Annotated in this window: 19 protein-coding genes; 13 read left to right on the top strand and 6 right to left on the bottom strand. The window is 70.3% G+C overall.

Going from position 1 to position 22210, the window contains the following annotated elements; all coding sequences use genetic code 11:
- Nucleotides 1-93: 93 nt before the first annotated feature.
- From BXA11_RS07580 to BXA11_RS07550, 7 genes are all read left to right on the top strand, one after another.
- Nucleotides 94-462, top strand: coding sequence for a hypothetical protein (locus BXA11_RS07580; protein ID WP_030507417.1), 369 nt, complete (start codon nt 94-96; stop codon nt 460-462).
- A complete protein-coding gene (locus BXA11_RS07575) occupies nt 459-782 on the top strand; it encodes an MGMT family protein (protein WP_030507416.1) in 324 nt (107 codons plus the stop codon). Before BXA11_RS07580 ends, BXA11_RS07575 begins: the two co-directional genes overlap by 4 nt.
- A 228-nt stretch (nt 783-1010) precedes the next feature.
- Entirely contained in the window at nt 1011-3908 is a 2898-nt protein-coding gene (locus BXA11_RS07570) for a CDP-glycerol glycerophosphotransferase family protein (RefSeq protein WP_083744042.1), read from the top strand.
- Nucleotides 3909-3943: 35 nt separating this feature from the next.
- Nucleotides 3944-4477 (top strand): signal peptidase II, encoded by a 534-nt coding sequence (locus BXA11_RS07565; protein ID WP_204053950.1) that lies wholly within the window; start codon nt 3944-3946, stop codon nt 4475-4477.
- A gap of 130 nt (nt 4478-4607) precedes the next feature.
- Nucleotides 4608-5045, top strand: coding sequence for a DUF6010 family protein (locus tag BXA11_RS07560; RefSeq protein WP_076433874.1), 438 nt, complete (start codon nt 4608-4610; stop codon nt 5043-5045).
- A gap of 27 nt (nt 5046-5072) precedes the next feature.
- A complete protein-coding gene (locus BXA11_RS07555; RefSeq protein WP_076433873.1) occupies nt 5073-5627 on the top strand; it encodes an RDD family protein in 555 nt (184 codons plus the stop codon).
- 371 nt (nt 5628-5998) lie between these two features.
- A complete protein-coding gene (locus BXA11_RS07550) occupies nt 5999-6223 on the top strand; it encodes a hypothetical protein (RefSeq protein ID WP_076433872.1) in 225 nt (74 codons plus the stop codon).
- A gap of 235 nt (nt 6224-6458) precedes the next feature.
- Here BXA11_RS07550 and BXA11_RS07545 read toward each other — a convergent pair whose 3' ends face one another.
- Nucleotides 6459-7220, bottom strand: a complete 762-nt coding sequence (locus BXA11_RS07545) for an SDR family oxidoreductase (protein WP_076433871.1) — start codon at nt 7218-7220, stop codon at nt 6459-6461.
- A 107-nt stretch (nt 7221-7327) separates the two neighbouring features.
- Here BXA11_RS07545 and BXA11_RS07540 point away from each other — a divergent pair, with 107 nt between their 5' ends.
- On the top strand, nt 7328-8179 hold the full coding sequence (locus BXA11_RS07540) for a helix-turn-helix transcriptional regulator (protein WP_030507409.1): 852 nt from the start codon (nt 7328-7330) through the stop codon (nt 8177-8179).
- Nucleotides 8180-8250: 71 nt separating this feature from the next.
- Here BXA11_RS07540 and BXA11_RS07535 read toward each other — a convergent pair whose 3' ends face one another.
- The 3 genes from BXA11_RS07535 to BXA11_RS07525 are packed head-to-tail and all read right to left on the bottom strand — an operon-like array spanning nt 8251 to nt 11137.
- Complete coding sequence (locus BXA11_RS07535) at nt 8251-8868, bottom strand: restriction endonuclease subunit S (RefSeq protein WP_083744041.1); 618 nt, start codon at nt 8866-8868, stop codon at nt 8251-8253.
- On the bottom strand, nt 8862-10439 hold the full coding sequence (locus BXA11_RS07530; protein WP_159454744.1) for an N-6 DNA methylase: 1578 nt from the start codon (nt 10437-10439) through the stop codon (nt 8862-8864). The genes BXA11_RS07535 and BXA11_RS07530 overlap by 7 nt, the downstream gene beginning before the upstream one ends.
- A gap of 53 nt (nt 10440-10492) precedes the next feature.
- Nucleotides 10493-11137 (bottom strand): hypothetical protein, encoded by a 645-nt coding sequence (locus BXA11_RS07525; protein ID WP_076434039.1) that lies wholly within the window; start codon nt 11135-11137, stop codon nt 10493-10495.
- Nucleotides 11138-11480: 343 nt separating this feature from the next.
- Here BXA11_RS07525 and BXA11_RS07520 point away from each other — a divergent pair, with 343 nt between their 5' ends.
- Nucleotides 11481-14702: an ATP-dependent helicase gene (locus tag BXA11_RS07520; RefSeq protein ID WP_076433868.1), complete on the top strand. Its 3222-nt coding sequence runs from the start codon at nt 11481-11483 to the stop codon at nt 14700-14702.
- The gene (locus tag BXA11_RS07515) at nt 14696-17953 is read left to right on the top strand and encodes an ATP-dependent helicase (RefSeq protein ID WP_083744039.1); all 3258 of its coding nucleotides are present in this window, start codon (nt 14696-14698) and stop codon (nt 17951-17953) included. Before BXA11_RS07520 ends, BXA11_RS07515 begins: the two co-directional genes overlap by 7 nt.
- Nucleotides 17954-18015: 62 nt before the next feature.
- On the opposite strand, the gene BXA11_RS07510 is transcribed toward BXA11_RS07515, so the two are convergent.
- Nucleotides 18016-18648 carry a TetR/AcrR family transcriptional regulator gene (locus BXA11_RS07510; RefSeq protein ID WP_076433866.1) on the bottom strand — a complete coding sequence of 211 codons (633 nt, stop codon included), beginning with the start codon at nt 18646-18648 and terminating at the stop codon, nt 18016-18018.
- 46 nt (nt 18649-18694) lie between these two features.
- On the opposite strand from BXA11_RS07510, the gene BXA11_RS07505 reads away from it, so the two are divergent.
- Nucleotides 18695-19546 carry an ABC transporter ATP-binding protein gene (locus BXA11_RS07505; protein ID WP_076433865.1) on the top strand — a complete coding sequence of 284 codons (852 nt, stop codon included), beginning with the start codon at nt 18695-18697 and terminating at the stop codon, nt 19544-19546.
- Complete coding sequence (locus BXA11_RS07500; protein WP_076433864.1) at nt 19533-20330, top strand: ABC transporter permease; 798 nt, start codon at nt 19533-19535, stop codon at nt 20328-20330. The genes BXA11_RS07505 and BXA11_RS07500 overlap by 14 nt, the downstream gene beginning before the upstream one ends.
- Here BXA11_RS07500 and BXA11_RS07495 read toward each other — a convergent pair.
- Nucleotides 20327-21034: a Uma2 family endonuclease gene (locus BXA11_RS07495; RefSeq protein ID WP_076433863.1), complete on the bottom strand. Its 708-nt coding sequence runs from the start codon at nt 21032-21034 to the stop codon at nt 20327-20329. The two genes, BXA11_RS07500 and BXA11_RS07495, sit on opposite strands and share 4 nt — an antisense overlap.
- A 441-nt stretch (nt 21035-21475) precedes the next feature.
- Between BXA11_RS07495 and BXA11_RS07490 the strand changes: the two genes are divergently transcribed.
- The gene (locus BXA11_RS07490; RefSeq protein ID WP_143734137.1) at nt 21476-22207 is read left to right on the top strand and encodes a hypothetical protein; all 732 of its coding nucleotides are present in this window, start codon (nt 21476-21478) and stop codon (nt 22205-22207) included.
- Nucleotides 22208-22210 lie beyond the last annotated feature (3 nt).

Genomic DNA, 22210 nt, shown 5'->3' with positions numbered 1-22210 from the left:
TGGCCGCCGTTCTGCAGCATTTCGGACGCGGTCTTCCCGATGTTCGGGTTTCCGGTGACAAAGCCAGGTCAAATTTCGCTAAGGTCGCGGCTCATGGGGTACGAGCTGCGCGTAGAGCGGGATGCACCGCTCGCCTACGCCGAACTCGCGAGCGTCTCGGCGAAGGCCGGATTCGAGCTGCGCGGGTCGCACGAGACGGGCGAGATCGTCGCGCGCCACGGCGACTCCGTGCATCAGATCGCGACCTGGTCGGGACGGCTCTCCGGCCAGCCCGGGTCCGACTGGCAGGTCGCCCAGCTGGCACTTCTCACCGATCTCATGGGGGCCCGGCTCGTGGGTGAGGACGGCGAGGCGTACGGCATCAGGAACGGCGTCGTCGAACAGATCAACGGATCGTCCACGTACGAGTTCGGCAAGCTCGAAGAGATAATCGCGGCCGGGCCGACCGAGTGGAGCGCTTGAGAGACGGCCGCGGCCAGCCGCCGCCGTACGCGGAGCGGGTGCTCGACGTGGTCGAGCGGATCCCGCGAGGCAGGGTGATGTCGTACGGGGACGTCGCCGAGTATCTCGGCGAGGGCGGCCCGCGGCAGGTCGGCCGCGTGATGTCGCTGTGGGGCGGAGCCGTGCCGTGGTGGCGGGTGATCCACGCCGACGGCACCCCGGCGGCCGGTCTCGAGGCCGAATGCCTGGCCCGGTGGCGCGAGGAGGGCACCCCGGTCCGGGGGACGCGCGCCGACATGCGCGCGGCCCGCTGGGACGGCCGGGACCGGCCCTCTCAGTGATCATCGTAGCTCGTCCCCGGCCCTGACTTGGGGGCTGACAAGCCGCGCCCCGGGCGGTCGGATCGATGTCTCACCCGTCGCCATAGTGCCGCTCGTCACCCGGTGCCACAGGGGTGTCACCCGCTGATTCACAGGAAATCCACAGGCTTCCGCGAGTCAGGTCTGGCAGTGTTCTGAGGGCATTACCATTTTCTGAACACTGGTCTGGCGAAGGGTGGTGCCTCCCGAATGACACCCGCACCCACGAGCGACGCCGTCGCTGAACGACTGCGGGCTGTCCAGGAGCTTTACGACCGGGGCGAGCCGATAGACGCGCTGGTCGCGCTCGTGCGCGCGGAGGGGCTGAGCCCCACGCAGCGCCGGGAGGTCGACCGTGAGGCGATCGTCGGTCCCCTGGGTCTGCGCCTCGACGCCGCAGCCAAACGCGGGCCCGCCCGCCGCCGCCAGACCATCGACGCGCTCCGGCCCTACCTCGCGGAGGTCGACCCGAAGGTCAAGCGGGAGCTGCCGGTCGGGCGCCGGGTCGCCTGCCACCTGGTCGAGACGCAGGACCCGGGCGAGCTCGCCGAGAGCGACGTCCTGGCCAAGCTCGCCGCCGCCGCGGCCGAGCCCTCCCGCCGGGTGCGGCGGGGCCTGCGGTGGTACGCCGACCTGCCGGTGGAGGTCGACGACCCCTCGCTGCTGCGCCTGCGGGCGGCCGACCTCGTGCCGGTCACGCAGATCGACGACATCACCTGGGTGGGCAACCGCCTGAGGGTGACCGGCCACGCGTACATCGCGGGCCTGTCGGTCCGCAGCGGGCGGTTCAACCGCGCCACCGTCGTGCTGCGCGGTCCCCGCTGGCTGCCCCGGATCACGATGAGGACCCGCAGGACCTACCGCCCGGAGGCGACCCACGCCGCCCGCGAACCCGGATGCAACTACGACTGGGCGGGCTTCACGGCCGAGGTGCATCCGTTCGCCCTGCGCTGGCGCGCCGGGGTGCGGGCCCTGGTGCGCGGCACGAAGCGGATGCTGCGCCGCCGCCACATCGTGCAGGACACCACCACCTGGCGGGCCGAGATCGTGATCTGGAGCCGCGCCGCCCGCGCCAAGGGCGTGCTGCGCGGACCGGTGATCGGCCGCACCGAGCGCCCGGCCGGGCTGCAGGTGCGCCCGCGCTGGTGGGTGCGGCCCGTGTGGACCTCGGACAAGGCGCTGCAGGTGGTCTACCAGCCGACCCGCGCCGAGCTCACCGGTGTGCGGCTGAACGGCGACAACATCGAGCTCACCGGCTTCCTGCCGGGCCGGCCCGTCACCAAGGGCAAGGCCCGCGTCGGCGGCCACCGCATGTCGGCCGACTTCGCCCCGATCGAGGGCGGCAGCCGGTTCTCGCTGTCGCTCGCGGTCGGCACCCTGCTCAACGCGGAGTCCCGGCGGCTGTGGGTCGAGCCCAAGGGAGACCCGGCCGCGGCCGTCATGCTGGAGGGCGCGGAGGAGACCCGCCTCCTGCTCGGCGAGCGCGAGATCACGGTGCAGGGCGACCGGCGCGACCGGGTCGTCATCTCGGGCCACAAGATCCTGCCCGTGATCACCTCGGCCGAGTGGCACGACGAGTCGATCACGCTCACCGGCCGCTACCCCGACCCCGACCAGGGCCCGCGTGACCTCGTGCTGCGGCACCGGGGCGGGCTCACGATCCGCGTGCCCCTCGAGCGCGACGGCGAGCACTTCACCGTACGGCTGTCGCCCGGCGCGATGCCGCGCTTCGGGTCGGCCGTGCCGCTGACCGAGGGCACCTGGAACGTCTCGGTGGCCCCGCCCGGCAGGTACGGCCCCGCGATGGTGCCCGTCCGGTTCGACCACGCCGGCCTCGACGCGCTGGACGAGAGCCCCCGGCTCATCGGCGGCCGGGTCTACCGGTTCGTCGCCACCCGCTACGACGTGCCGGTGCTGGTGGCGGCCGAGGACCGGCCCGGCGACGAGCGGAGCGCGGCGGGCGTGTGGGCGCTCAGCCGCACGTTCTACCCCGCCGAGCGCGCCCGGCCGCTGCGCGAGGCCACCGTCTACGTCTCCTTCGACGGCCGTGCCTACTCCGACAACCCGCGCGCCATCTACGAGGAGCGGCTGCGGCGCGGCGACGAGGGCGAGCACATCTGGGTCGTCAGGGACGGCGCATTCGTCCCGCCGGGCTCGCGCGAGCTGGGGCTCGGCGACGGCGTGGCGCCCACGGTCGTCCGCGAGGGCAGCCGGGAGCACTACGAGGCGCTGGCCCGCGCCCGCTACATCGTGTCCAACGGCTTCATGCCGCAGTGGTTCCGCACCCGTGAGGACCAGGTGTGCGTGCAGACCTGGCACGGCACGCCGGTCAAGCACATCGGCCGCGACCAGGCCCACATGAAGCGCGAGCCCCGGCCCCCGGTCTGGCATCGCCAGGCGGTGGAGGTCCGCGGCTGGGACCTGCTGCTGTCGCAGAGCCCGTGGGCGTCGTCCGTCCTGCGCAAGGCCTTCGGCTACGAGGGCGAGATCCTGGAGTCGGGCTATCCGCGCAACGACGTCCTCGTCTCCGGCGACCGTGACGCGCTGGCGGCCGGGATCCGGCGCCGGATCGGCGTCCCCGAGGGCAAGCGGGTCGTCCTGTACGCGCCGACCTACCGTGACTACGACCGCAGGAACGCCACGGTCAAGCTCGACCTGACGGACGCGAAGCGGGCACTCGGCGCCGATCACGTCGTCCTGGTCCGCGGCCACATGATGCAGGCCTTCCCGCACGTGAACGCACACGACGGCTTCGCGATCGACGTGACGACCTATCCCGACACCGCCGATCTGCTGCTGATCGCCGACGTGCTCGTCACCGACTACTCGTCGGTGATGTTCGACTTCGTGGCGACCGGGCGGCCGGTTGTGCTGTTCACGCCGGACCTGGCCAAGTATCGCTCGTCCCGCGGGCTGTACCTGGACCTGGAGTCCCAGCGTCCGGGGCCGCGGCTGGAGACCTCGCCCGAGGTCGTGGAGGCCCTGCGGAACATCGACGCGGTGACCGCCAAGCTGACCGACCGTTACGCGGCCTTCGCGCGGACCTACGCGCCGCACGACAACGGGAAGGCCACCGCCCGGGTCATCGACCACGTGTTCTCCTCCTGACCGGCACCGAGAACGCAGAGGATCGCGAGGCACCGGTGCCGGACGGAGGAGGTCCCCAGGGGACGAGGCCAGGGCTGCGGCCGTACGGGCTGATGCTCGTGCTGGCCGCGGCGGTGCTGCTCGTGGACCAGGCGACCAAGTTCTGGGCGACCTCCGCGCTGTCCGGCGGTGAGTCCATCACGGTGATCCCGGGCCTGATCCGGTTTCGGTTGTTGCTGAACCCCGGTGCCGCCTTCTCGACCGGCACGGGGGTGACGTGGGTGTTCACCCTGGTGGCGGCCGCCGCGGTCGCCGTCATCCTGTTCGTCGGGCGGCGGCTGCGCTCCCCGGCCTGGACCTTCGTGCTGGGGGCGTTGCTCGGGGGCGCAACCACCCATCTGCTCGACCGCCTCTTCCGCCCGCCCGCCTTCGCCCAGGGGCATGTCGTGGACTTCATCGACTACGGCGGACTGTTCGTCGGCAATGTCGCCGACATCGCGCTGACCGTGGGCTGCGCCTTCCTCCTGCTACTGGCCCTGCGCAACGTCCCTCTCGGGGGCGTGGCCGGCGAGGGACACCCCTCGGTGTAGGCGGCCTGGCGGGATCCCGTCGGGATGTGACGCCAATGCCCCTGGGAAGGCGTGGTGGCCGGCTGGTTGGCTGTCTGGCGCGGGCTCACCGCCCGCGCCCACGACAGCCATCCGAGAGAGCCGTACGACCATGACTGTTGTCCTGCCGATCCTGATCGGCCTCGCCTACGCCGTGCTGATGTCGTTGATCCCCGAACCGCACCGCCGTCGCTTCAACGCGATCATGGTGGGCGGGGCGGGGGCCGCCTACCTCAGTGGCGGGGGCCTCGGCGGCTGGGAGTTCCCCTTCACCGCCCTCGTCGCGTACTGCGCCTTCCGCGGCCTGGAGTCGTGGACGTTCATCGGGATCGCCTGGCTGCTGCACACCGGTTGGGACATCCTCCACCACCTCAAGGGCAGCCCGATCATCCCCTTCGCCGGCGACTCGTCCTTCGGCTGCGCCGTCTGCGATCCCGTCATCGCCCTGTGGTGCTTCTGGGGCGGTCCCTCGCTCATCAGCCTCGTACGGACCTGGATTACCCGGCCTCACACGACGGATGCGGTCTCTCCTGCGAGTCCGCCCGGGTAGCGTCCTGCACGTTAACGAAAGGACGCTATGTCGACTACGTCACCGATCAATGGGGGGACCCGCGCACCGGCCTGGCGCCGCATCGCCGCCTGGCTGATCGACTGGTTGCTCATCCTCATCCTTCCGCTGCTCCTGGTCCCCGTCGGCGTGGCCGTCTACTCGGCGGGACTGCGACTGCCCGTCGGCCTGTGGAACCTCATATCGTTCCTCCTTTTGATCGCGCCGGTGACCCTGTGGTGTGCCTCGCGCGAGTCTGGGCGCTTCCAGGCGACACCCGGGAAAAGGGCCAGGGGCCTGATCGTCGTCGATGCCCACTCCGGGCGACCGATCGGTTTCGGGCGGGCGCTGCTGCGCAACACCGCCAAGATCGCTCTGCCGTGGGAGCTGGGGCATACGGTCGCGTACGGCTTCGCCGCCGCAGGCCGGAACCCGCCCGGGTCTCTGATGGTGCTGACGATCATCGTCTACGTCATCATGTTCGCCTGGCTGGGCGCCCTTTTCCTGCCCTCCACCAGGACGCCCTACGACCTGCTCGGCGGAACCCGGGTCGTCTCGGGATCGCCCACGGCGACAAGACCATAAATGTCCCAGGTCAACCGGTCCCTGTGATCAAGCCGCACCCATTCGACATCGACCTGGACACCGGGGCGCTGCTCGTCAGGGCCTCGGCCTGGTTCGTCGGCATGGGGCGGTCCCTCGCTCATCAGCCTCGTCAGGACCCGAGTCGCTCGGCCGCACGCCCCTGACGGGGTTTCCTCTTAGCGGGTGTGCCGACGTCGGTCGAGTTTTCCTTGCGTCGCCACGTGAATATTTCAGAGATCTCGGGGGCTTCCGGCGATCCGTGACAAGCTCACGATTTCGTGAGAGCGCCGGCAGAAATTCGGGGCTCGTCGGGGGCGGGAAGCGCTGTCATGATTTCCGAGATGTCCGTCACAAATCCCCAGGGAGAGTCAATGGGCAAAGCTCGAGCGTTGGCCGTCACCGCGGCGCTGGCCGCCGGCCTGACACTTTCAGTGGGCACGGCCCCTGCTCAGGCCGCCAGCATCAGGTACGTCTACTACCTCTACTCCGACTGCGTCAACGGCGGGAACCTCGGCATCGAGTGGGGATGGTGGACCTCCTACAGCTGCTCCTACATGAGCAACACCTACGGACCGACCTGGGCGTTGTGGGCCTGACCGTCGGCTGACGAAATTCCTCTCGCACGCTATCCGCAACAAGGCCAATCCCGGACGCTCTCGCACGGGTCGGGTTGATTCCGTCGCGCGTCGAGTGGCGTCCGGGTGCGGTGGCGATTTTCGGGCAGGGGCGCTTGCGCGCCGAAAACAATTGGTTATTTCCTTCAATCGGGGTTTCCGTTACGGCGCTTATTTGCGCGTGGCTGAGACGGGGGACGCCCGGCGCGCGGCGACCTCAGGCCTGGTTTGTGGGCAGCACGACGACCTGACGGAGGTTGACGTGCCTGGCCCGGCTGACCGTGTACGCGATCAGGTCGGCGACCTCCTCGGCGGTCAGGGACGTGATGACCTCGTACATCCCGGCGAGCTGCGCCCCGATCTCCCGGCTGTCGACGTGGTCGCCCAGCTCCGTCGCCGTCAGGCCCGGCTCGATGTTGGTCACCCGCACACCGCGCGGGCCGAACTCCGACCGCAGGTTCGCCGACAGCTGGGTGAGGGCGGCCTTGGTCGCCCCGTAGACGGCATAGCCGGGGAAGACGACGTGGGAGCCGATCGACGAGATGTTGACGAGGTCGGCCGTCCGGCCCTGCGCCCCCGCCGCGAGCAGGTCGGCCGTGAAGGCCCGGATGATGCGCAGGGCGCCGGCGAGGTTCGTGTCGAGCATCCGCGTCCACTCGTCGATGCGGCCGTCGTCGATCGGGTTGGGCAGCATCACGCCCGCGGTGTTGACCACCAGGTCCACCGGCCCGAGCTCGGCGTGGACGCGGTCCACCGCGGCCGCCACGCTGTCGTCCCGGGTGACGTCGGCCGTCACGGCCAGCGCGGTGCCGCCGTCGGCGGCGATCTTTCGGGCCACTTCCTCCAGCCGGCCGGCGCGGCGCGCGAGCAGCGCGACCTTCGCGCCGGAGGCGGCCAGCAACCGCGCCGTCGCCTCTCCGATGCCGCTGGCGGCCCCGGTGACGACGGCGACGCGTCCGGCCAGGTTCTCGTAGCTCATGGTGACTCCTTCGAGTTCGAGGTTGACGAGAACCACCCTGCCGGGGCGGGCAGGGCCTACCCAGCGCACGCTTTTTCCTGGTAAAGCCAGTACTAGGCTTGGATGCCATGGATGGCGATCTGGGACGGTTCCTGCGATCTCGCCGGGCCCGGATCCGGCCCGAGGACGCCGGGCTCCCTGCGCACGGACGGCGGCGAGTCACCGGGTTGCGGCGCGAGGAGGTCGCACTGCTCGCGGGCATGAGCGTGGAGTACTACATCCGCCTGGAGCAGCAGCGCGTCCGCAACGTCTCCGACGAGGTGCTCGACGCGGTCGCCCGGGTGCTGCGCCTGGACGGCACCGAGCGGGCCCACCTGCGCCGCCTCCTCCGGCCGCCGGACGACCGGCGGGCTCCCCTCAGCCATGTCAGGCCCGGGGTGCGGATGCTCCTGGACGCGGCCGACTCCATGCCGGCGTTCGTCATCGGACCCCGGATGGACGTGCTCGCCTGGAACGCCCTCGCCGAGGCGATCAACGGTTTCTCGGGCATGCCCGAGGGCGAGCGCAACATGGCCCGCCAGACGTTCCTCAAGGCGCGGGCGCGCTCCCTCTACCGCGACTGGGCGACCGTGGCCGCCGAGACCATCTCCTATCTGCGCCTGTACGCCGGGCGGCACCCCGACGACCCGCTGCTGGGCCCGCTCGTCGCCGACCTGTCCGCCGATCCCGACTTCGCCCGGATGTGGGAGGAGCACCGGGTCGCGGAGAAGACCTTCGGCGTCAAGCTGCTGCGCCACCCGGAGCTCGGCGACCTGGACTTCGCCTACGAGACCCTGGCCCTGCCGGGGGACCCCGAGCTGCTGGTCGTGATGTGCACCGCCGATCCGGCCTCCCCTACCGGCCGCACACTGGCCCGGCTGCGGCGGGCCTATCAGGGTGATCTGGACAAGCCGGACGTACGGGTGACGGCGGCGGGCTGATCCGCCCGGGCTCCATGCCTGGCCGTGCGCGTGTGATGAACTCTCCGGCTTCTCGGGCGCCGATAGTGTCTCTACTGTTCGGCCACGGTCGTCGTGCCGGACATCAGCAGTGGGAGCAGGGCGTCGCGAAGCTGTGCCGTGGTCCGCTGAATCTGCTCATATACCTGAATCTTCTCGTTTAGGGCGTCGAGTACTTGGCCTATCGACCGTTGGACTTCAAGCGGTGGTAGCGCGACAGGCATAGCAGCCAAGGTGTTTAAGTTGATGCTGGGCACAGCGGTTCCCGAGGAGTTCCGCTCTATCCAGTCACGGACGACGGCATGACCCAGATAATGGTTCAGATATGAGGAGTCGATGGCGTCGCCGGGACGAAGTCTGATAATTCCGTTTCCGAAAATCCAGCCGTCTTGCTCGCTGCTGACCATAGCGCGGCGACCGATTCCGCCGGTACGCACGCAGACGATGTCTCCTGCCGTCAGTCGATAGCTCGACAGGCCGGCGGCAACTGCCTCACTGATGCCGTCCGGATTCTCCGTCAACCAGCCGTCGGCGACGTTGCGCGGCTTGAGCAGGGGTATAGGGCCTGTGACGCTCGACCGGACGGAGGCTCCTGCCCTGAGTTCGCAAACCTCGTCCAAGGAGACCTGCCTCCAACCGGGTGGAAGCTGTCCAATAAGCGATGTCACCATCTCAGCCTGCCCAGCAGATCGGTTACTTGTGCATCGGCTGCCAACGCCGCAGTATGAAGATGGTCGAGTTCCTGCCGGAGAGCGGTGACGGATTGTCTGCCGACTATGGGACTACCGCCTGATTGCACTATGTACCGGCGGGGATTGAGGTTGTAGTTCTGGCGGCGTATCTCGTCGGGTTGGACAATGGTGGCAAGAATATCGTGGCCTGTGATTCCTCGGCCTTGTCGCCACCCTTCAATAATTTCCGTGAGGATATGAAGATCCTCACTGGAAAGGACCCTCTGGGTGCGGGTTGTCATCCGCCCCAAGTTCGTCGCGTCGATAACGATGATTTCACGGGGATGTCGAAGCGGATGTCTGAGGAGCCAGATTGTCACACCGATCGCTGTGTTGTGGAAAAGGTTGGGCGGCAGGGACACCAGGCCTTCAATGCAGCCATCCTCCACAAGACCGGCCCGTATCGTGCGCTCGCGCGGGTTTTCTGAGAAGGCGGCACCGTTGGGCATCACCACGGCGGCGCGGCCCTCTGGCTGCAACTGGTCGATCACCCGTTGTAGCCAGGCGAAGTTGGCGTTATGACGGGGCGGTGGTCCGTATCGCCAGAGATGAGAATCCGGATCATCGCGGCACCAGTTGCGCATGTTGAACGGGGGGTTGGAGATGACGTACCGGAAACGGCGAGCAGGACTTGGGGCGCATAGCGCGTCGACCGCGTGGCTGTCGAGTCGCGCGTCCACTCCGTGCAGATCCAGATTCATGCGCGCCAGCGCCAGCGACTCGGAGCTCAGTGTGTTTCCTTCGACTTCCGAAGGCGCTGCAGCGTTCCTCTCGCGTACCCGGGAGATGGTCGCGGCCAGCAGTTCGCCGGCTCCGCACGCGGGGTCGTAGACGTCGAGGGGAGCCTCGGGTGCCATGAGGTCGACCAAAACCCGAGTGACTGACGGGGGTGTATAGAACTCGCCGCCTTTCTTTCCCTGCGCGTCGGCAAGGCGGCCCAGGAATATCCGGAAGATCTCGGCTGGGCTCAACTTCAGTACCCACTGATCCACCGCTCTCGCGAGTTCGGCGAGCGCGAGGTCTCCCCGCTTGCCCACAGCAAGTTCTCTCCATATTGGCGCCAGGGCTGAGTCCGCCATTGTGTGAAGCGCCTGAACCGCCCATCGCGATGGGTCCGTCTGCCCGCGCTCTACTGAGGCCCAGCCTTCCTCGTCGCGAGCGCGAGCATAAAGCAAGGTGAGACCGAGCAGGTAGAACCGCTCCGGGGCCAGGTTGCCCCGCAATCCGTCGAACGCTGCCCACAGGCGCTCTTCCAGCTCCCGGGACGGGAGGTTCACGGCGGGAGAAGGTGTCGGCGGACGCTCCTGACGCGCCTGCCGTCTCTCCCGGAAACGTGCGCCATAGGTCAGGCCGGGGGCTTCCCTCTCCCCGAGCGCATTTTTGGGGATAGTCCGGCCATCAAGCCACGTAATGACCGCCTGCGTGTCGAAGAACTCGTCACCTCCGATCATTACAGGCCGGGGGAAATCCGGATGGCGGCGTTCCCAATTGCTGACGGCCGCACGACCCACGCCGGCGAGGCGAGCGATGTCAGAGCGGGAGATGTGTTCCTCTGGTGCCGACGTCATCGTCGGCCCTCTTCCGGCCGCCGGGCGAGCACGTTCGGCACCCGGTCGAAGCCACGCAACCACCTCGTGATCGCAGGCTCCATATAGTTGAGCACGCGGTAGATCTTCCGGTGATCGGCCGCAAGGTCGCGATGATGTATCGGTTCGTGGTGCATTATCCTGTTGCGGAACAAAACCATGGACAGCAGCGCGTCGTGTAGCGAGCTCCTGCGTCCGTGATAGTGCGGAAACGCCCTGTGGAGCGCAGGCACCCAGAGGTGTCGGTCGTAGGTGCGGTTGAGCAGCGAGACCCAGAAGCCGAAGCCCAACTCCGTCACCACATCGTCAGGCGTAGGGCTGGAGGCACCTTTGCGGGCCAGATCGGCGTAGGCCTTGTCGACCCTGCAGGTGTCATGCTTCGTCAGGGGCGCTGCGTACCACCAGTCCGCCTGGCCGTATCTAGTCGTCAGAAGACGATGCTCTGCGTTCCGCAGGCCGACCTCGATACAGTGCAGAGGACCGTAGAAGGCCTCGGAGACCTCCACATTCCAGCGGTATAGCTCCCATGCTCGCTCGACGTCTCCGCCTGTAGCGTCGAGGTATGCCCGGAAACGTGGAACCGATAACAGTCGCGCGACCCAGTTGGGCAGCTGGAATACCATGACGTACCCCTTAAGCATAGGCTGGTGACGGGGCGGAGCCATGGGGTAAAGTACTTGCGTACGCCCCGGGTCCGCCTCTGCTCTGCATGCCGCCCGGGGCACGGCTTTTTCGGGCGCCCGTTTCCCCGGAGACCTCCTCGTCGTCGTGACGCTGCCTTCGTGAGGTCCGTTCTGTGATCCCTAATGTACGCGCGTGATCCATAGCGCGCAACCTGTATGGCAGTACAGAGAAACTGTGAACAACCTCCGAGGGGGCACGTACTGACGTGCCGAGATGGTGCACACACGTTGTACTGGGCATTCGGGCACGATCTGTCTCAGTGATCTGGTGGAATGCTGTGTTGTGAGTGGTCAGAACTACCGGCTGGTGCGTCGCGGGGGAGTGGGACGCCGCGCGGCTCCCGTGCTGGACGAACATCAGCGCGCCGTCGTCGAGCACGACAGCGGCCCCCTGCTCGTGCTCGCCGGGCCGGGCACCGGTAAGACCACCACGATCGTGGAGACCGTCGTCGACCGGGTCGAGCGCCGCGGCGTGGACCCCGAGCGGGTGCTCGTCCTCACCTTCAGCCGCAAGGCGGCCGGTGAACTGCGCGAGCGGATCACCGCCCGGATGCGCAGGACCACCAGGACCCCGCTGGCCCTCACCTTCCACAGCTACGCGTACGCGCTGCTGCGCCGTGAGGCGGTGCTGGCCGGTGAGCCGCCCCCGCGCCTGCTCACCGGCCCCGAGCAGCTGCTGGAGATCCGGCGGCTGCTGCACGGCGAGCTGGAGGACGGCGCGCGGCACTGGCCCCCGGACATGCGCGAGCTGCTCAAGACCCGGGGGTTCGCCGAGGAGCTGCGCGACCTCCTGTCCCGTGCGGCCGAGCGCGGTCTGTACGGCGACGCGCTGGTGCAGCTGGGCCGTGAGCACGGCAGGCCCGACTGGGAGGCCGCCGGGCTGTTCTCCTACCGCTACCAGGACCGGTTCGACCTCGATCCGGTGCCCGCGCTGGACTACTCCGAGCTGATCCGTGAGGCGGCCGGTCTGCTGGCCGACGGCGAGGTGCGGCGGCGCGAGCGGGACGCGTACGACCTGGTGCTCGTCGACGAATACCAGGACACCGACCCGGCGCAGGAGTTCCTGCTCAGGCAGCTCGCGGGGGACGGCCGCGACCTGATCGCCGTGGGGGATCCGGACCAGTCGATCTACGGTTTCCGCGGCGCCGACGTGCAGGGCATCCTGCGGTTTCCCGAGCGGTTCCCGACGCGCGACGGGCAGGACGCCCCGGTGGTCGCGCTGCGGGTGTGCCGCCGCAGCGGCCCGGCCCTGCTGGAGGCCTCCCGCCGCGTCGCCGGAAGGCTGCCGGCCGTACCGGGACATGAGAACAGGACCGGCGGCCACCGCGACCTGATCCCGGTCGGGGACGCCGACCCGGGCGAGGTGAAGGTCCTGCTGGCCGACAGCGCCAGCCAGGAGGCCGCGGTGGTCGCCGACACGCTGCGCCGGGCGCACCTGCTCGACGGGGTGCCGTGGTCGCGCATGGCGGTGCTGGTGCGCAGCGCCGTGCGGCACGTGCCGCTGCTGCGGCGGGCGCTGGTCACCGCGGGGGTGCCCGTCGTGGTCGCGGGCGACGAGCTCCCGCTGGTGCAGGAGCCCGGCGTCCGGCCGCTGATCACGCTGCTGCGGATCGCCGCCGCACCGTCCACGCTCGACGTGGCGACCGCCGAGGAACTGCTGACCGGTCCGCTGGGCGGCACCGACATGATCGGCGTGCGCCGGCTGCGCCGCGCCCTGCGGATCGCCGAGCACGAGGCGATCGCCGCGGAGGCCGCCGCCGCGGAGGAGGCAGGGCAGCCGGCGCTGCCCTTCACCCCGCGCTCGTCGGACGAGCTGCTGGTCGCGGCGCTGCGCGACGCCCGCGAGCTCGGCGGCGTCGAGCCGCACGTCGCGGCGCCGGCCGAACGGCTCGCGCGGCTCATCGCGACCGCCCGCGAGGCCGTACGGCACGGCCAGGGCGCCGAGGAGACGCTGTGGGAGATCTGGCAGGCCAGCGGGCTCGCGGAGCGCTGGACGGAGGCCAGCCTCGCGGGCGGGGCCCGGGGCGCCCAGGCCGACCGCGACCTCGACGCCGTCGTGGCCCTGTTCGACCACGTGGCCCGCTTCACCGACCGGCTGCCCAGGGCCGGGGTGGCGGTGTTCCTCGACGACCTGACCTCCCAGGAGATCGCCGGGGACTCGCTGGCCGAGTCCGCCCCCGAGGGCGACGCCGTACGGATCCTGACCGCGCACCGGTCCAAGGGCCTGGAATGGGACGTGGTGGTGGTCGCGGGCGTCCAGGAGGGCCTGTGGCCCGACCTGCGCCTGCGCGGCTCGCTCCTCGGCACCGAGGCGCTGGTGGAGTTCGCGGGCGGCTCGGCGCTGGACACCACGCAGGCGGCGACGGCCGCGCTGGCGTCCAAGCTGCTCGCCGAGGAGCGGCGGCTGTTCTACGTCGCGGCCACGCGCGCCCGCAGGAAGCTCGTCGTCACGGCGGTCGGCGGCGAGGACACCGACGAACGGCCCTCCCGGTTCCTCACCGAGCTGCTGCCCGGCGGCGTGGAGCCGGCGACAGTGGACGACCGGGCGCGGTGGCTCAGCATGTCCGCGCTGGTCGCGGACCTGCGCGCGGCCGTGTGCGACACGAGCAAGTCCGAGGCGATGCGCCGCGAGGCCGCCGCGCACCTCGCCAGGCTGGCCCAGGCCGGGGTGCCCGGCGCCAATCCCGGCGAGTGGTACGCGCTGACCCCGATCTCCGACGACCGGCCGCTCGGCTGGCCCGACGACGTCGTCCAGATCTCTCCGTCGTCGGTGGAGAGCTTCACCAAGTGCGGCCTGCGCTGGATGCTGGAGACGGCTGTCGGGGCCGGGTCGTCGAACGTCACCCAGAGCCTCGGCACGGTCGTCCACGCGATCGCCTCCATGGCCACCGAGGACGGCACCGACTACGTCAAGCGGCTCGACGACATCTGGGACCAGTTCGACTTCGGCGGGCTGTGGTTCAACCGCAAGCAGCGCCGCGTCGCCGAGCAGATGGTCGACAGGTTCGTCCGGTGGCAGAAGGACAGACCACGTGACCTGGTCGCGGTGGAGGAGGCGTTCACCGTACGGGTGCCGGGTCACGACATCCAGATCACCGGCCGGGTGGACCGGGTCGAGCGGGACGAGACCGGCCGGGCCGTGATCATCGACATCAAGACCGGCAGCGGCAGGCCCAAGGACACCGAGATCGACCGGCATCCGCAGCTCGGGGTGTACCAGCTCGCGACGACGCTCGGCGCGTTCGAGCGGCACGGCCTCGTCCAGCCGGGCGGCGCGTCACTGCTGCACCTGGGTAAGGCGGCGGGTCAGGGGGCCGACGCCAGGGAGCAGGCGCAGCGGGCGCTCGCCGACGACTCCGAGCCCGACTGGGCGGAGAGCCTGGTCAAGACGGTGGCGACCGGCATGTCCGCAGGAGTGTTCGTCGCCACGGTCAACGACGGCTGCCGCACCTGTGCCGCTAAAATCGCCTGCCCTGTGAACGACAACGGAGGACAGGTGTGCTGACGCCCGGTGAGCTGGCCGGTCGGCTCGGGATCCTCCCGCCCACCCCCGAGCAGTCGGCCGTCATCGAGGCGCCCCCGGAGCCGATGGTGGTGGTGGCGGGGGCGGGGTCCGGCAAGAGCGAGACCATGGCCGGGCGGGTGGTCTGGCTGGTCGCCAACGGCCTGGCCAGGCCCGAGCAGATCCTCGGACTCACCTTCACCCGCAAGGCCGCCGCCGAGCTGGCCGAGCGGGTCCGCCAGCGGCTGGCGGGGCTGGCGGCGGCCGGGCTGGTCGAGCCCGAGCTGCTCGACTCCGAGCCGACGGTCTCCACCTATCACGCGTACGCCGCCCGGCTGGTGACCGACCACGCGCTGCGCGAGGGGCTGGAGCCCACCATGCGGCTCGTCACGCCCGCCGTCGCCTGGCAGATGGCGGCGCGGGTGGTGGGCCAGTACGACGGGCCGATGGACCGGGTGGACCTGTCCCCGCCCAGCGTCACCGCCGCCGTGCTCGAACTGGCCGGAGAGCTGGCCGAGCACCTGCGCGACCCGGCGGACGTACGCGAGGTCGGCGACTGGCTGCGTGAGCGCCTGGCCTCGGTCACCGGGCGCATCGTCAAGGACCAGCGCAAGCCGGTGGAGACCCAGGCCGTCCGCGAGCAACTGCTGCCGATGGTCGAGGCGTACGAACGGCTCAAGCGTGGCCGGGAGGTCATCGACTACGGCGACCAGATGGCGCTGGCCGCGCGGATCGCCTCGCGGCATCCGGAGGTCGGCGCGTCCGAGCGGTCGCGGTTCTCCGTCGTGCTGCTCGACGAGTATCAGGACACCAGCCACGCCCAGCTCGTGCTGCTGCGTTCGCTGTACGGCGGGGGCCACCCGGTCACGGCGGTCGGCGACCCCTGCCAGTCGATCTACGGCTGGCGCGGCGCGTCGGCGGGCAACCTGTCCCGGTTCCCCACGGACTTCCCGGCGGCGTCCGGAGATCCCGCGCAGGTGCGGCGGTTGTCGGTCAGCTTCCGCAACGGCGAGCACGTGCTCGGCGTCGCGGCCCGGATCCAGGCGCCCCTGCGCCACGAGGCCCGTGAGGTGCCGGTGCTGGTGCCGGGCGGCAACCGGGTGGGCCGGGGCCGGGTGCTGTGCGCCTTCCACGAGACGGCCGAGGACGAGGCGGAGTGGATCGCCGAGGGCCTGGCCGGCATGCTGCACGGCGAGGGCGCCCCGGACGGCCTGCCCTGGGGCGAGGGCGAGCGGGCCAAACGCGGCCCCGCCCTGCAGCCGCAGGACGTCGCGATCCTCGCCCGCAAGCGGTCGCAGTTCCCGGCCCTGCGCCGGGCCATGGAGGCCCGGGGGATCCCCGTGGAGGTCGTGGGCCTCGGCGGGCTGCTCACGGTGCCCGAGGTCGCCGACATCGTGGCGACCCTGCGTGCGCTGTACGACCCGACCGCAGGGGACGCGCTGGTCCGGCTGCTCGCCGGGCCGCGCCGGCGGATCGGCCCGGCCGACCTCAAGGTGCTCGGCGACCTGGCCCGCGAGCTCAACAAGGAGATCAGGACGGCCAGGGGAGGACCGCGGCCGGAGGACCCGCTCGACCAGGTCGTCGCCGACCTCGCCGAGGAGCGCGGCAGCCTGATCGACGCGCTCGACGAGCTGCCCGACCGGCCCGACTGGCTGGAACGGTTCTCCCCGCTGGCGCGGATGCGGCTGCCCGCCGTCGCCCGCGAGCTGCGCCAGCTGCGCGCCCACGCCGGGCAGCCGCTGCCCGACCTGATCAGCGAGATCGAACGCCGGCTCGGCCTCGACGTGGAGGTCGCCGCCAGGGGAGGCAGCCCGCTTGCCGCCCGCGCCGACCTCGACGCCTTTCTCGACGCCGCCTCCCGGTTCGCCGGCGACTCCGAGGACCCGACGCTCGGTGCGTTCCTGGCGTACCTCAAGGCGGCGGAGAGCGAGGAGTTCGGGCTGGAGGCCGGGCGGGTCGGCGACAGCAACACCGTCAAGCTGATGACCGTCCACGCGTCCAAGGGACTGGAGTGGCCGGTCGTGGTGGTGCCGGGCCTGTCGCAGCTCACGTCCCAGAAGGGCGGGCTGATCAAGGGCAGCATGTTCCCCGCGACTCCGGTCACCAACTCGCGGTGGACGGAGAACCCGCGCAAGCTGCCGTACCCGCTGCGGGGGGACAGCGCGGACCTGCCCGAGCTGGCCGGGCTGGACCGGGAGGCGCTGGGCGCCTTCGACGAGCGCTGCCGCGACCGCGATCTGATGGAGGAGCGGCGGCTGGCGTACGTCGCCGTCACCAGGGCGCACTACCTGCTGATCGCCTCCGGCTACCGCTGGGGGACCTCGTCGCGGCCGCTGGAGCCGTCGGACTTCCTGCGGGAGATCCGCGAGGCGGGCGCCCGGGTCGTCCGCTGGGCCGAGGATCCGGAGAGTTCGGACAATCCGCTGCTGGCCGAGCCGCCGGTGGCCGAGTGGCCGTCCGTCACGGTGCGCGACGGGATCCTCGACGGCGCCCGCCTGGTGGAGGAGGCGATGATGGGCGACGCCCCGCCCGCCTCGGCGGACGGTCGCGCGCTCCTCAGGGACCGGGATCGGGAGCGGCTGCGGGCCTGGGCGCGCGACACCGACCTGCTGCTGCGCGAGCGGGAGACGAACCGTCAGCGGGCCGGGGCGGTCGTGGAGCTGCCGTCGCGGCTGTCGGTGTCGTCGCTGGTCACGCTGGCCCAGGATCCTGCGGCGTTCGCCCGGCAGGTGCGGCGCCCGGTGCCGCGCAAACCTGCCCCGCTGGCGCGCCGGGGCACCACCTTCCACCGATGGCTGGAGTCGCGCTGGGGACAGCAGCGACTGATCGACGACCTGGAGCTGCCCGGCGCCGCCGACGAGCTGTCGGAGACCGAGATCCAGCTCGCCGAGCTGCAGGAGCGGTTCGAGGAGAGCGAGTGGGCCACGCGTGAGCCGGTCGACCTGGAGGTGCCGTTCGAGACGATGATCGGCGACCGGCTGGTGCGCGGGCGGATGGACGCGGTGTTCCGCGAGGGCGACGGCTACGTGGTGATCGACTGGAAGACCGGTGAACGGCCGCAGGGCAGGGCGGCCGAGACCGCCTCGGTGCAGCTCGCGGCCTACCGGGTGGCCTGGGCCGCGCTGGCCGGGGCGCCGCTGGAGAAGGTCGGCGCGGCCTTCCACTACGTCCGCTCGAACGACACCGTCCGCCCCGTGGACCTCCTCGACGCGGACGGCCTCACCGCGCTCATTCAGCGGGTTCCGCAGGACTGACCCCGGGGGAGCCGCCGGCCGTCGCCGGATCACGAGGCTTGCACGCCGGCGGGAGCCCGCGGTCAGTCCTGCCCGCCCGCGACCGCCTTGATCAGACGCAGCAGGTCGTCCAGGTCGGCCTCGAACTCCGTGTCGAGGTCGGAGGGCAGGTCAAGCCACGGCGCGAGCCTGCTGTGGCCGGGAAGTTCGCCCTCGGGCAGCAGGCCGCGGCGGCCGCGCGGATCGACGGAGCCGGAGCCGAAGCGGCCGGAGGCCTCGGACGCGGCGAAACCGATCACGAAGGTGGCGATCAGGCGCTCCAGCCGGGGCACCTCGCGGTCCGGAACTCCGGCCTCGAGGAGCGCGATGTAGATGAGGTCCACCACCCGCACGGCGTCCGGTGTGACCGCCGGCCGGGAGAAGAGCAGTTGGGCCGCCCAGGGATGTCGCCGGGCCATCGTACGGACGGCGTGCCCGAGGGCGGCGAGCCGTTCGTCCCATGCCCGGGCCTTCCCCGCGTCCGGCGGCAGGAGCCCGGCGAGAAGCCGGCCGACCATGCCGTCCAGGAGTTCGGCCTTGTCGCTGACGTGCCGATACAGCGCCATCGGCGTAACTCCGACGCGCTCGGCCAGCGCGCGCATCGAGACTTTGCCGATGCCGTGCTCGTCCGCGATCGCCAGTGCGGCGTCCAGGATCTCTTCCCTCCTGCCACTCATATGTATACATTGTAGACGTATACAGTGTAGACCTGGTGGAGGCGGGATGCTCGTCGCGGAGGGGTTGGTCAAGCGCTACGGTCGGCGCAACGCGCTCGACGGCTTCGACCTCGCGGTCGTGTCCGGCGAGATCGTCGGCCTTGTCGGGCACAACGGAGCGGGCAAGACGACCTTCGTCGAGGTCGTCACCGGCCTCGTGCGCCCCGACTCGGGTCATGTACGCATAGCAGGTCGTTCCGGTCGTGCCGTACGTCGGCTGCTCGGCGTGGCTCCGCAGGAGTTCGCGCTCTACAACAGCGTCAGCGTGCGCGACAACCTGCGACTGTTCGCCGGACTGGCCGGGCTGCGCGGACGGCGGCGGGACACGGAGATCGCCCGCGTCCTGGACGACCTTCACCTCACCTCACTCGCGGATCGGCCCGCCGGCGTCCTGTCCGGCGGCCAGCGCCGCCGCGTGCAGGCGGCCACCGCCATGGTGGGCTCGCCGCCGTTGCTGCTGCTGGACGAGCCGACCGCAGGCGCCGACCCGGAGACTCGCTCGGCCCTGCTGGCAGCGGTCAAGGCCCGCGCCGAGGCGGGGGCCGCGGTCCTCTACACCACGCACTACCTGCCGGAACTCGTGGATCTGGACGCGACCGTGGCGCTCGCCCGAGCCGGTCGGGTCGTCGCCCGCGGCACCCAGCAGGAGCTGACCCGTGGGCTGCCGGGCGAGCTCAGGGTCACCTTCGCCGACCCCGCCGAGCCCGAACTGCGCCTGCCGACCGTCGATCCCGGCGCCGACCTCGCCGCGTTGCTCGCCGCGGGCCGTACGCCCACCTCCGTAGACGTACGCCGTCCCAGCCTGGACGACCTCTACCGCGCGTTGGAAGCAGGGAAGGCTCGTGATGTCGCCGCGTGAGTCCGTGTTCCGTACGGGTGTCCTGGTCCGTCACAACCTGCTGCTGATGCTGCGCGAGCCCGGCCCGCTGCTGAGCCGGATGATCCTGCCGCTCGCCTTCCTCACCCTGCTGCGCCCGCTCTACGTGGCCGCACAGGGGCGGGCCGCGGGCACGGAACAGGCCGTCCTCGGCACCCTGGTCACCTTCTCGCTGCTCGCGCTGAGCATCTCGGGCAACTCGATCCTCACCGAACGGCTCGGCCGGACCTGGGACCGCATGCGCGGCACGGCCCTCCACCCTGCGGAGATGCTCGTCGGCAAGACCGTGCCCGTCTTCGCCGCTCTGCTCGCCCAGCAGGTGCTCATCGTCGGCTTCGGCGTGTGCGCCCTGGGCCTGAGCGTTCCCCATCCAGTCCCGCTGCTGGGCGTCCTGCTCTGCTGGAGTTGCACCCTGCTCGGCATCGGCGCGCTGCTCGGCGTGCTTGCACGGAGCACGGGCGAACTGTCGGCGGCGTACGACATCGGCGGCATGCTGCTCAGCAGCCTGGGCGGTGCGCTCGTCCCTCTCGACGCCCTGCCGGGGTGGGCCGCCGCCGTGGCGCCGCTCTCTCCCGGGTACTGGGCCGTCCAGGGCCTGCGCGCCGCCGTCGCCGGGGATACGCACACTGTGGCCACGGCCTGCGGCGTGCTGCTCGTGGTCGCGTCGGCCTCCGGCGCCCTGGCCGCTGTCCGTCTCCAGGGGCGCGGCGGGCCTGGTCGCGCTGTGATCCGGAGGCCTCCAGCGGCCTCCGGACAGGATCTCTAGTCGAACAGCGCGCTCGTCTCGATCTTGATCCCGAACGGCTCGGGCAGTTCCAGGACCGCGCCCTCCTCGACGGTGACGATCCGCTGGTACGCCTGCCGGTGGTAGTCGAAGGGCTCCAGGTCGAGGAGAGGATCGCTCATCAGCGTCACTCTGCGCGGAGACGCCACGGGGTCCACGATCAGGTAGAGCGGCACGCCCGCCCGCGCGTAGTCGAGCGGCTTCTCCTTCCAATCGACCTCGTGGTTGCCCGGAGAGCACACCTCCACGGCCAGCAGGACGCTGTGCCCGTGCACCCGCATCCGATCGAGCCGCTCGGCTTTCATCGGCAGGACGAGCAGGTCGGGTAGCCGATGGTCGAGCATGGGCGGGATGTGGACCGCCCAGTTGGAGAAGAAGCGCCAGCCCTTCGCCGTTATCAGGGGCAGCAGGAGCTTTGTGAGCCGGTAGACGATCTCGTTGCTCTCCTCACTCATCCACGGGCTCACGACGACCTGCCCGAGACGAATTTCCGCCCGATAACCGGAGGCGTTGAGTTGCATACACAGGTGCAGCACCTCGTCAGGGAGCTCTTGGGACTCTTCGGGCTGCCTGGCCTCTGGGGGCTCGTGCTCGTCCGAATCGAGATCGCCGGGGACGGGGTCGTCCTGCTTGTGCGGGACCGGATGGTCGTGCCCGCCGTGCTTGGTCGGCTTCGTGAGGGCCATGCCGCCATCCTCTCCTGCTCCTCCACCGATAGTACGGAAGGTTTCCGGATCGTCACGGAAAGTAACGGGGAGGTGATGGGAGGGAAATTCCCTGGAAAGGGCGGCGAGGTGAAGGAAAGCCCTACCGGGTGAAGGAAAACTAGCTCTGTGAATCGGTCATGGGCGACGTACCTGCCGCAAACGTCTCGCGCCGGGATCGGGATTATCCGCGGGAGCGATTCTCTATTCCGCCGACGCCGACCATTGATGATCGGCTATTAGTGTCCTATGTCGGTTGTGCGGATGGCGATGGCGGCGGCCTGCGTCGCGGCGGTGACCGGGTGTTCGGCGTCGGCAGCGGCGAATCCTCCGGATCTCGCCCTTCCCTTGGACGCCTACAGTCTCGGCGCGAAGGATCGTGCCCAGGTGATACGCGCCCGGTTCATGCTGATGGAGGAATGCATGCGCCATATGGGGCTGGATTTCCGGTTGCCCGCCGTCGAACCGGTGACCGACCTGCGCAATGTCGATCTCCTCGGGTGGCTTGATCCTCGCCAGGCGGCCAAATCCGGATATGTGCAGGCCGGGCGGAGCCCGGATGAGATGACCGGTATTCCGTCGTACTCCGTCACCGATGATGAGTTCTATGTGCTGGAAGGGAAGGTCCGGCGATACCACGGGCGTACGGTGCCGCCCGGAGGCTGCATGGCCAAGGCGGACGCCCTGCTGAACCGGGGAGCGCGGGGCGTGACCCCTGCCGATGCCGGCAAGAGATTCGACGAGGACGAGGTGCCGCGTTTCGTCGACAGCGCGGCCGATCTCGCCTACAAGGACCCGCGGATCGCGGCGGCCGAACGCGAGTGGAGCGACTGCATGCGGTCGGAGGGCTTCGACTATCGGAGCACCGTCCACGCCGTCGGCGACCGGCGCTGGGCGGCGACCGTCAACGACGACTCGATCGGCCACACTCCCAAGCCGCGCGGCACGAGGCCCGAGATCGACACCGCGGTCGCGGACGCGCGATGCCGGGCCGAGACCGGCTACACCGACGTTCGCCGTGAGGTCGTCGCCGAGGCCGAGAACCGGATCATCGGCCGGAACCGGGCCCGGCTCGACGTCATCAGGTCGCTCAACCAGGCCCGCCTCGCCAACTCCGCCAAGGTCCTCGACGGCACGCTCACGCTGTCCTGGTAGCCC

This window comes from Microbispora rosea (assembly GCF_900156315.1).
Lineage (GTDB): Bacteria > Actinomycetota > Actinomycetes > Streptosporangiales > Streptosporangiaceae > Microbispora > Microbispora rosea.
The sequence above is the reverse complement of the archived record's forward strand: the minus strand, read 5'-3'. Positions and strand labels throughout refer to the sequence as shown.

Excerpts from the sequence above, each read along its gene's own strand:
- BXA11_RS07540 (WP_030507409.1), top strand. The coding sequence starts at position 7,328 with ATGGATGGCGATCTGGGACGGTTCCTGCGATCTCGCCGGGCCCGGATC.
- BXA11_RS07490 (WP_143734137.1), top strand. The coding sequence starts at position 21,476 with ATGCGCCATATGGGGCTGGATTTCCGGTTGCCCGCCGTCGAACCGGTG.
- BXA11_RS07570 (WP_083744042.1), top strand. The coding sequence starts at position 1,011 with ATGACACCCGCACCCACGAGCGACGCCGTCGCTGAACGACTGCGGGCT.
- BXA11_RS07550 (WP_076433872.1), top strand. The coding sequence starts at position 5,999 with ATGGGCAAAGCTCGAGCGTTGGCCGTCACCGCGGCGCTGGCCGCCGGC.
- BXA11_RS07535 (WP_083744041.1), bottom strand. The coding sequence starts at position 8,868 with ATGGTGACATCGCTTATTGGACAGCTTCCACCCGGTTGGAGGCAGGTC.
- BXA11_RS07545 (WP_076433871.1), bottom strand. The coding sequence starts at position 7,220 with ATGAGCTACGAGAACCTGGCCGGACGCGTCGCCGTCGTCACCGGGGCC.
- BXA11_RS07580 (WP_030507417.1), top strand. The coding sequence starts at position 94 with ATGGGGTACGAGCTGCGCGTAGAGCGGGATGCACCGCTCGCCTACGCC.
- BXA11_RS07505 (WP_076433865.1), top strand. The coding sequence starts at position 18,695 with ATGCTCGTCGCGGAGGGGTTGGTCAAGCGCTACGGTCGGCGCAACGCG.
- BXA11_RS07510 (WP_076433866.1), bottom strand. The coding sequence starts at position 18,648 with ATGAGTGGCAGGAGGGAAGAGATCCTGGACGCCGCACTGGCGATCGCG.
- BXA11_RS07560 (WP_076433874.1), top strand. The coding sequence starts at position 4,608 with ATGACTGTTGTCCTGCCGATCCTGATCGGCCTCGCCTACGCCGTGCTG.
- BXA11_RS07555 (WP_076433873.1), top strand. The coding sequence starts at position 5,073 with ATGTCGACTACGTCACCGATCAATGGGGGGACCCGCGCACCGGCCTGG.
- BXA11_RS07525 (WP_076434039.1), bottom strand. The coding sequence starts at position 11,137 with ATGGTATTCCAGCTGCCCAACTGGGTCGCGCGACTGTTATCGGTTCCA.
- BXA11_RS07500 (WP_076433864.1), top strand. The coding sequence starts at position 19,533 with ATGTCGCCGCGTGAGTCCGTGTTCCGTACGGGTGTCCTGGTCCGTCAC.
- BXA11_RS07495 (WP_076433863.1), bottom strand. The coding sequence starts at position 21,034 with ATGGCCCTCACGAAGCCGACCAAGCACGGCGGGCACGACCATCCGGTC.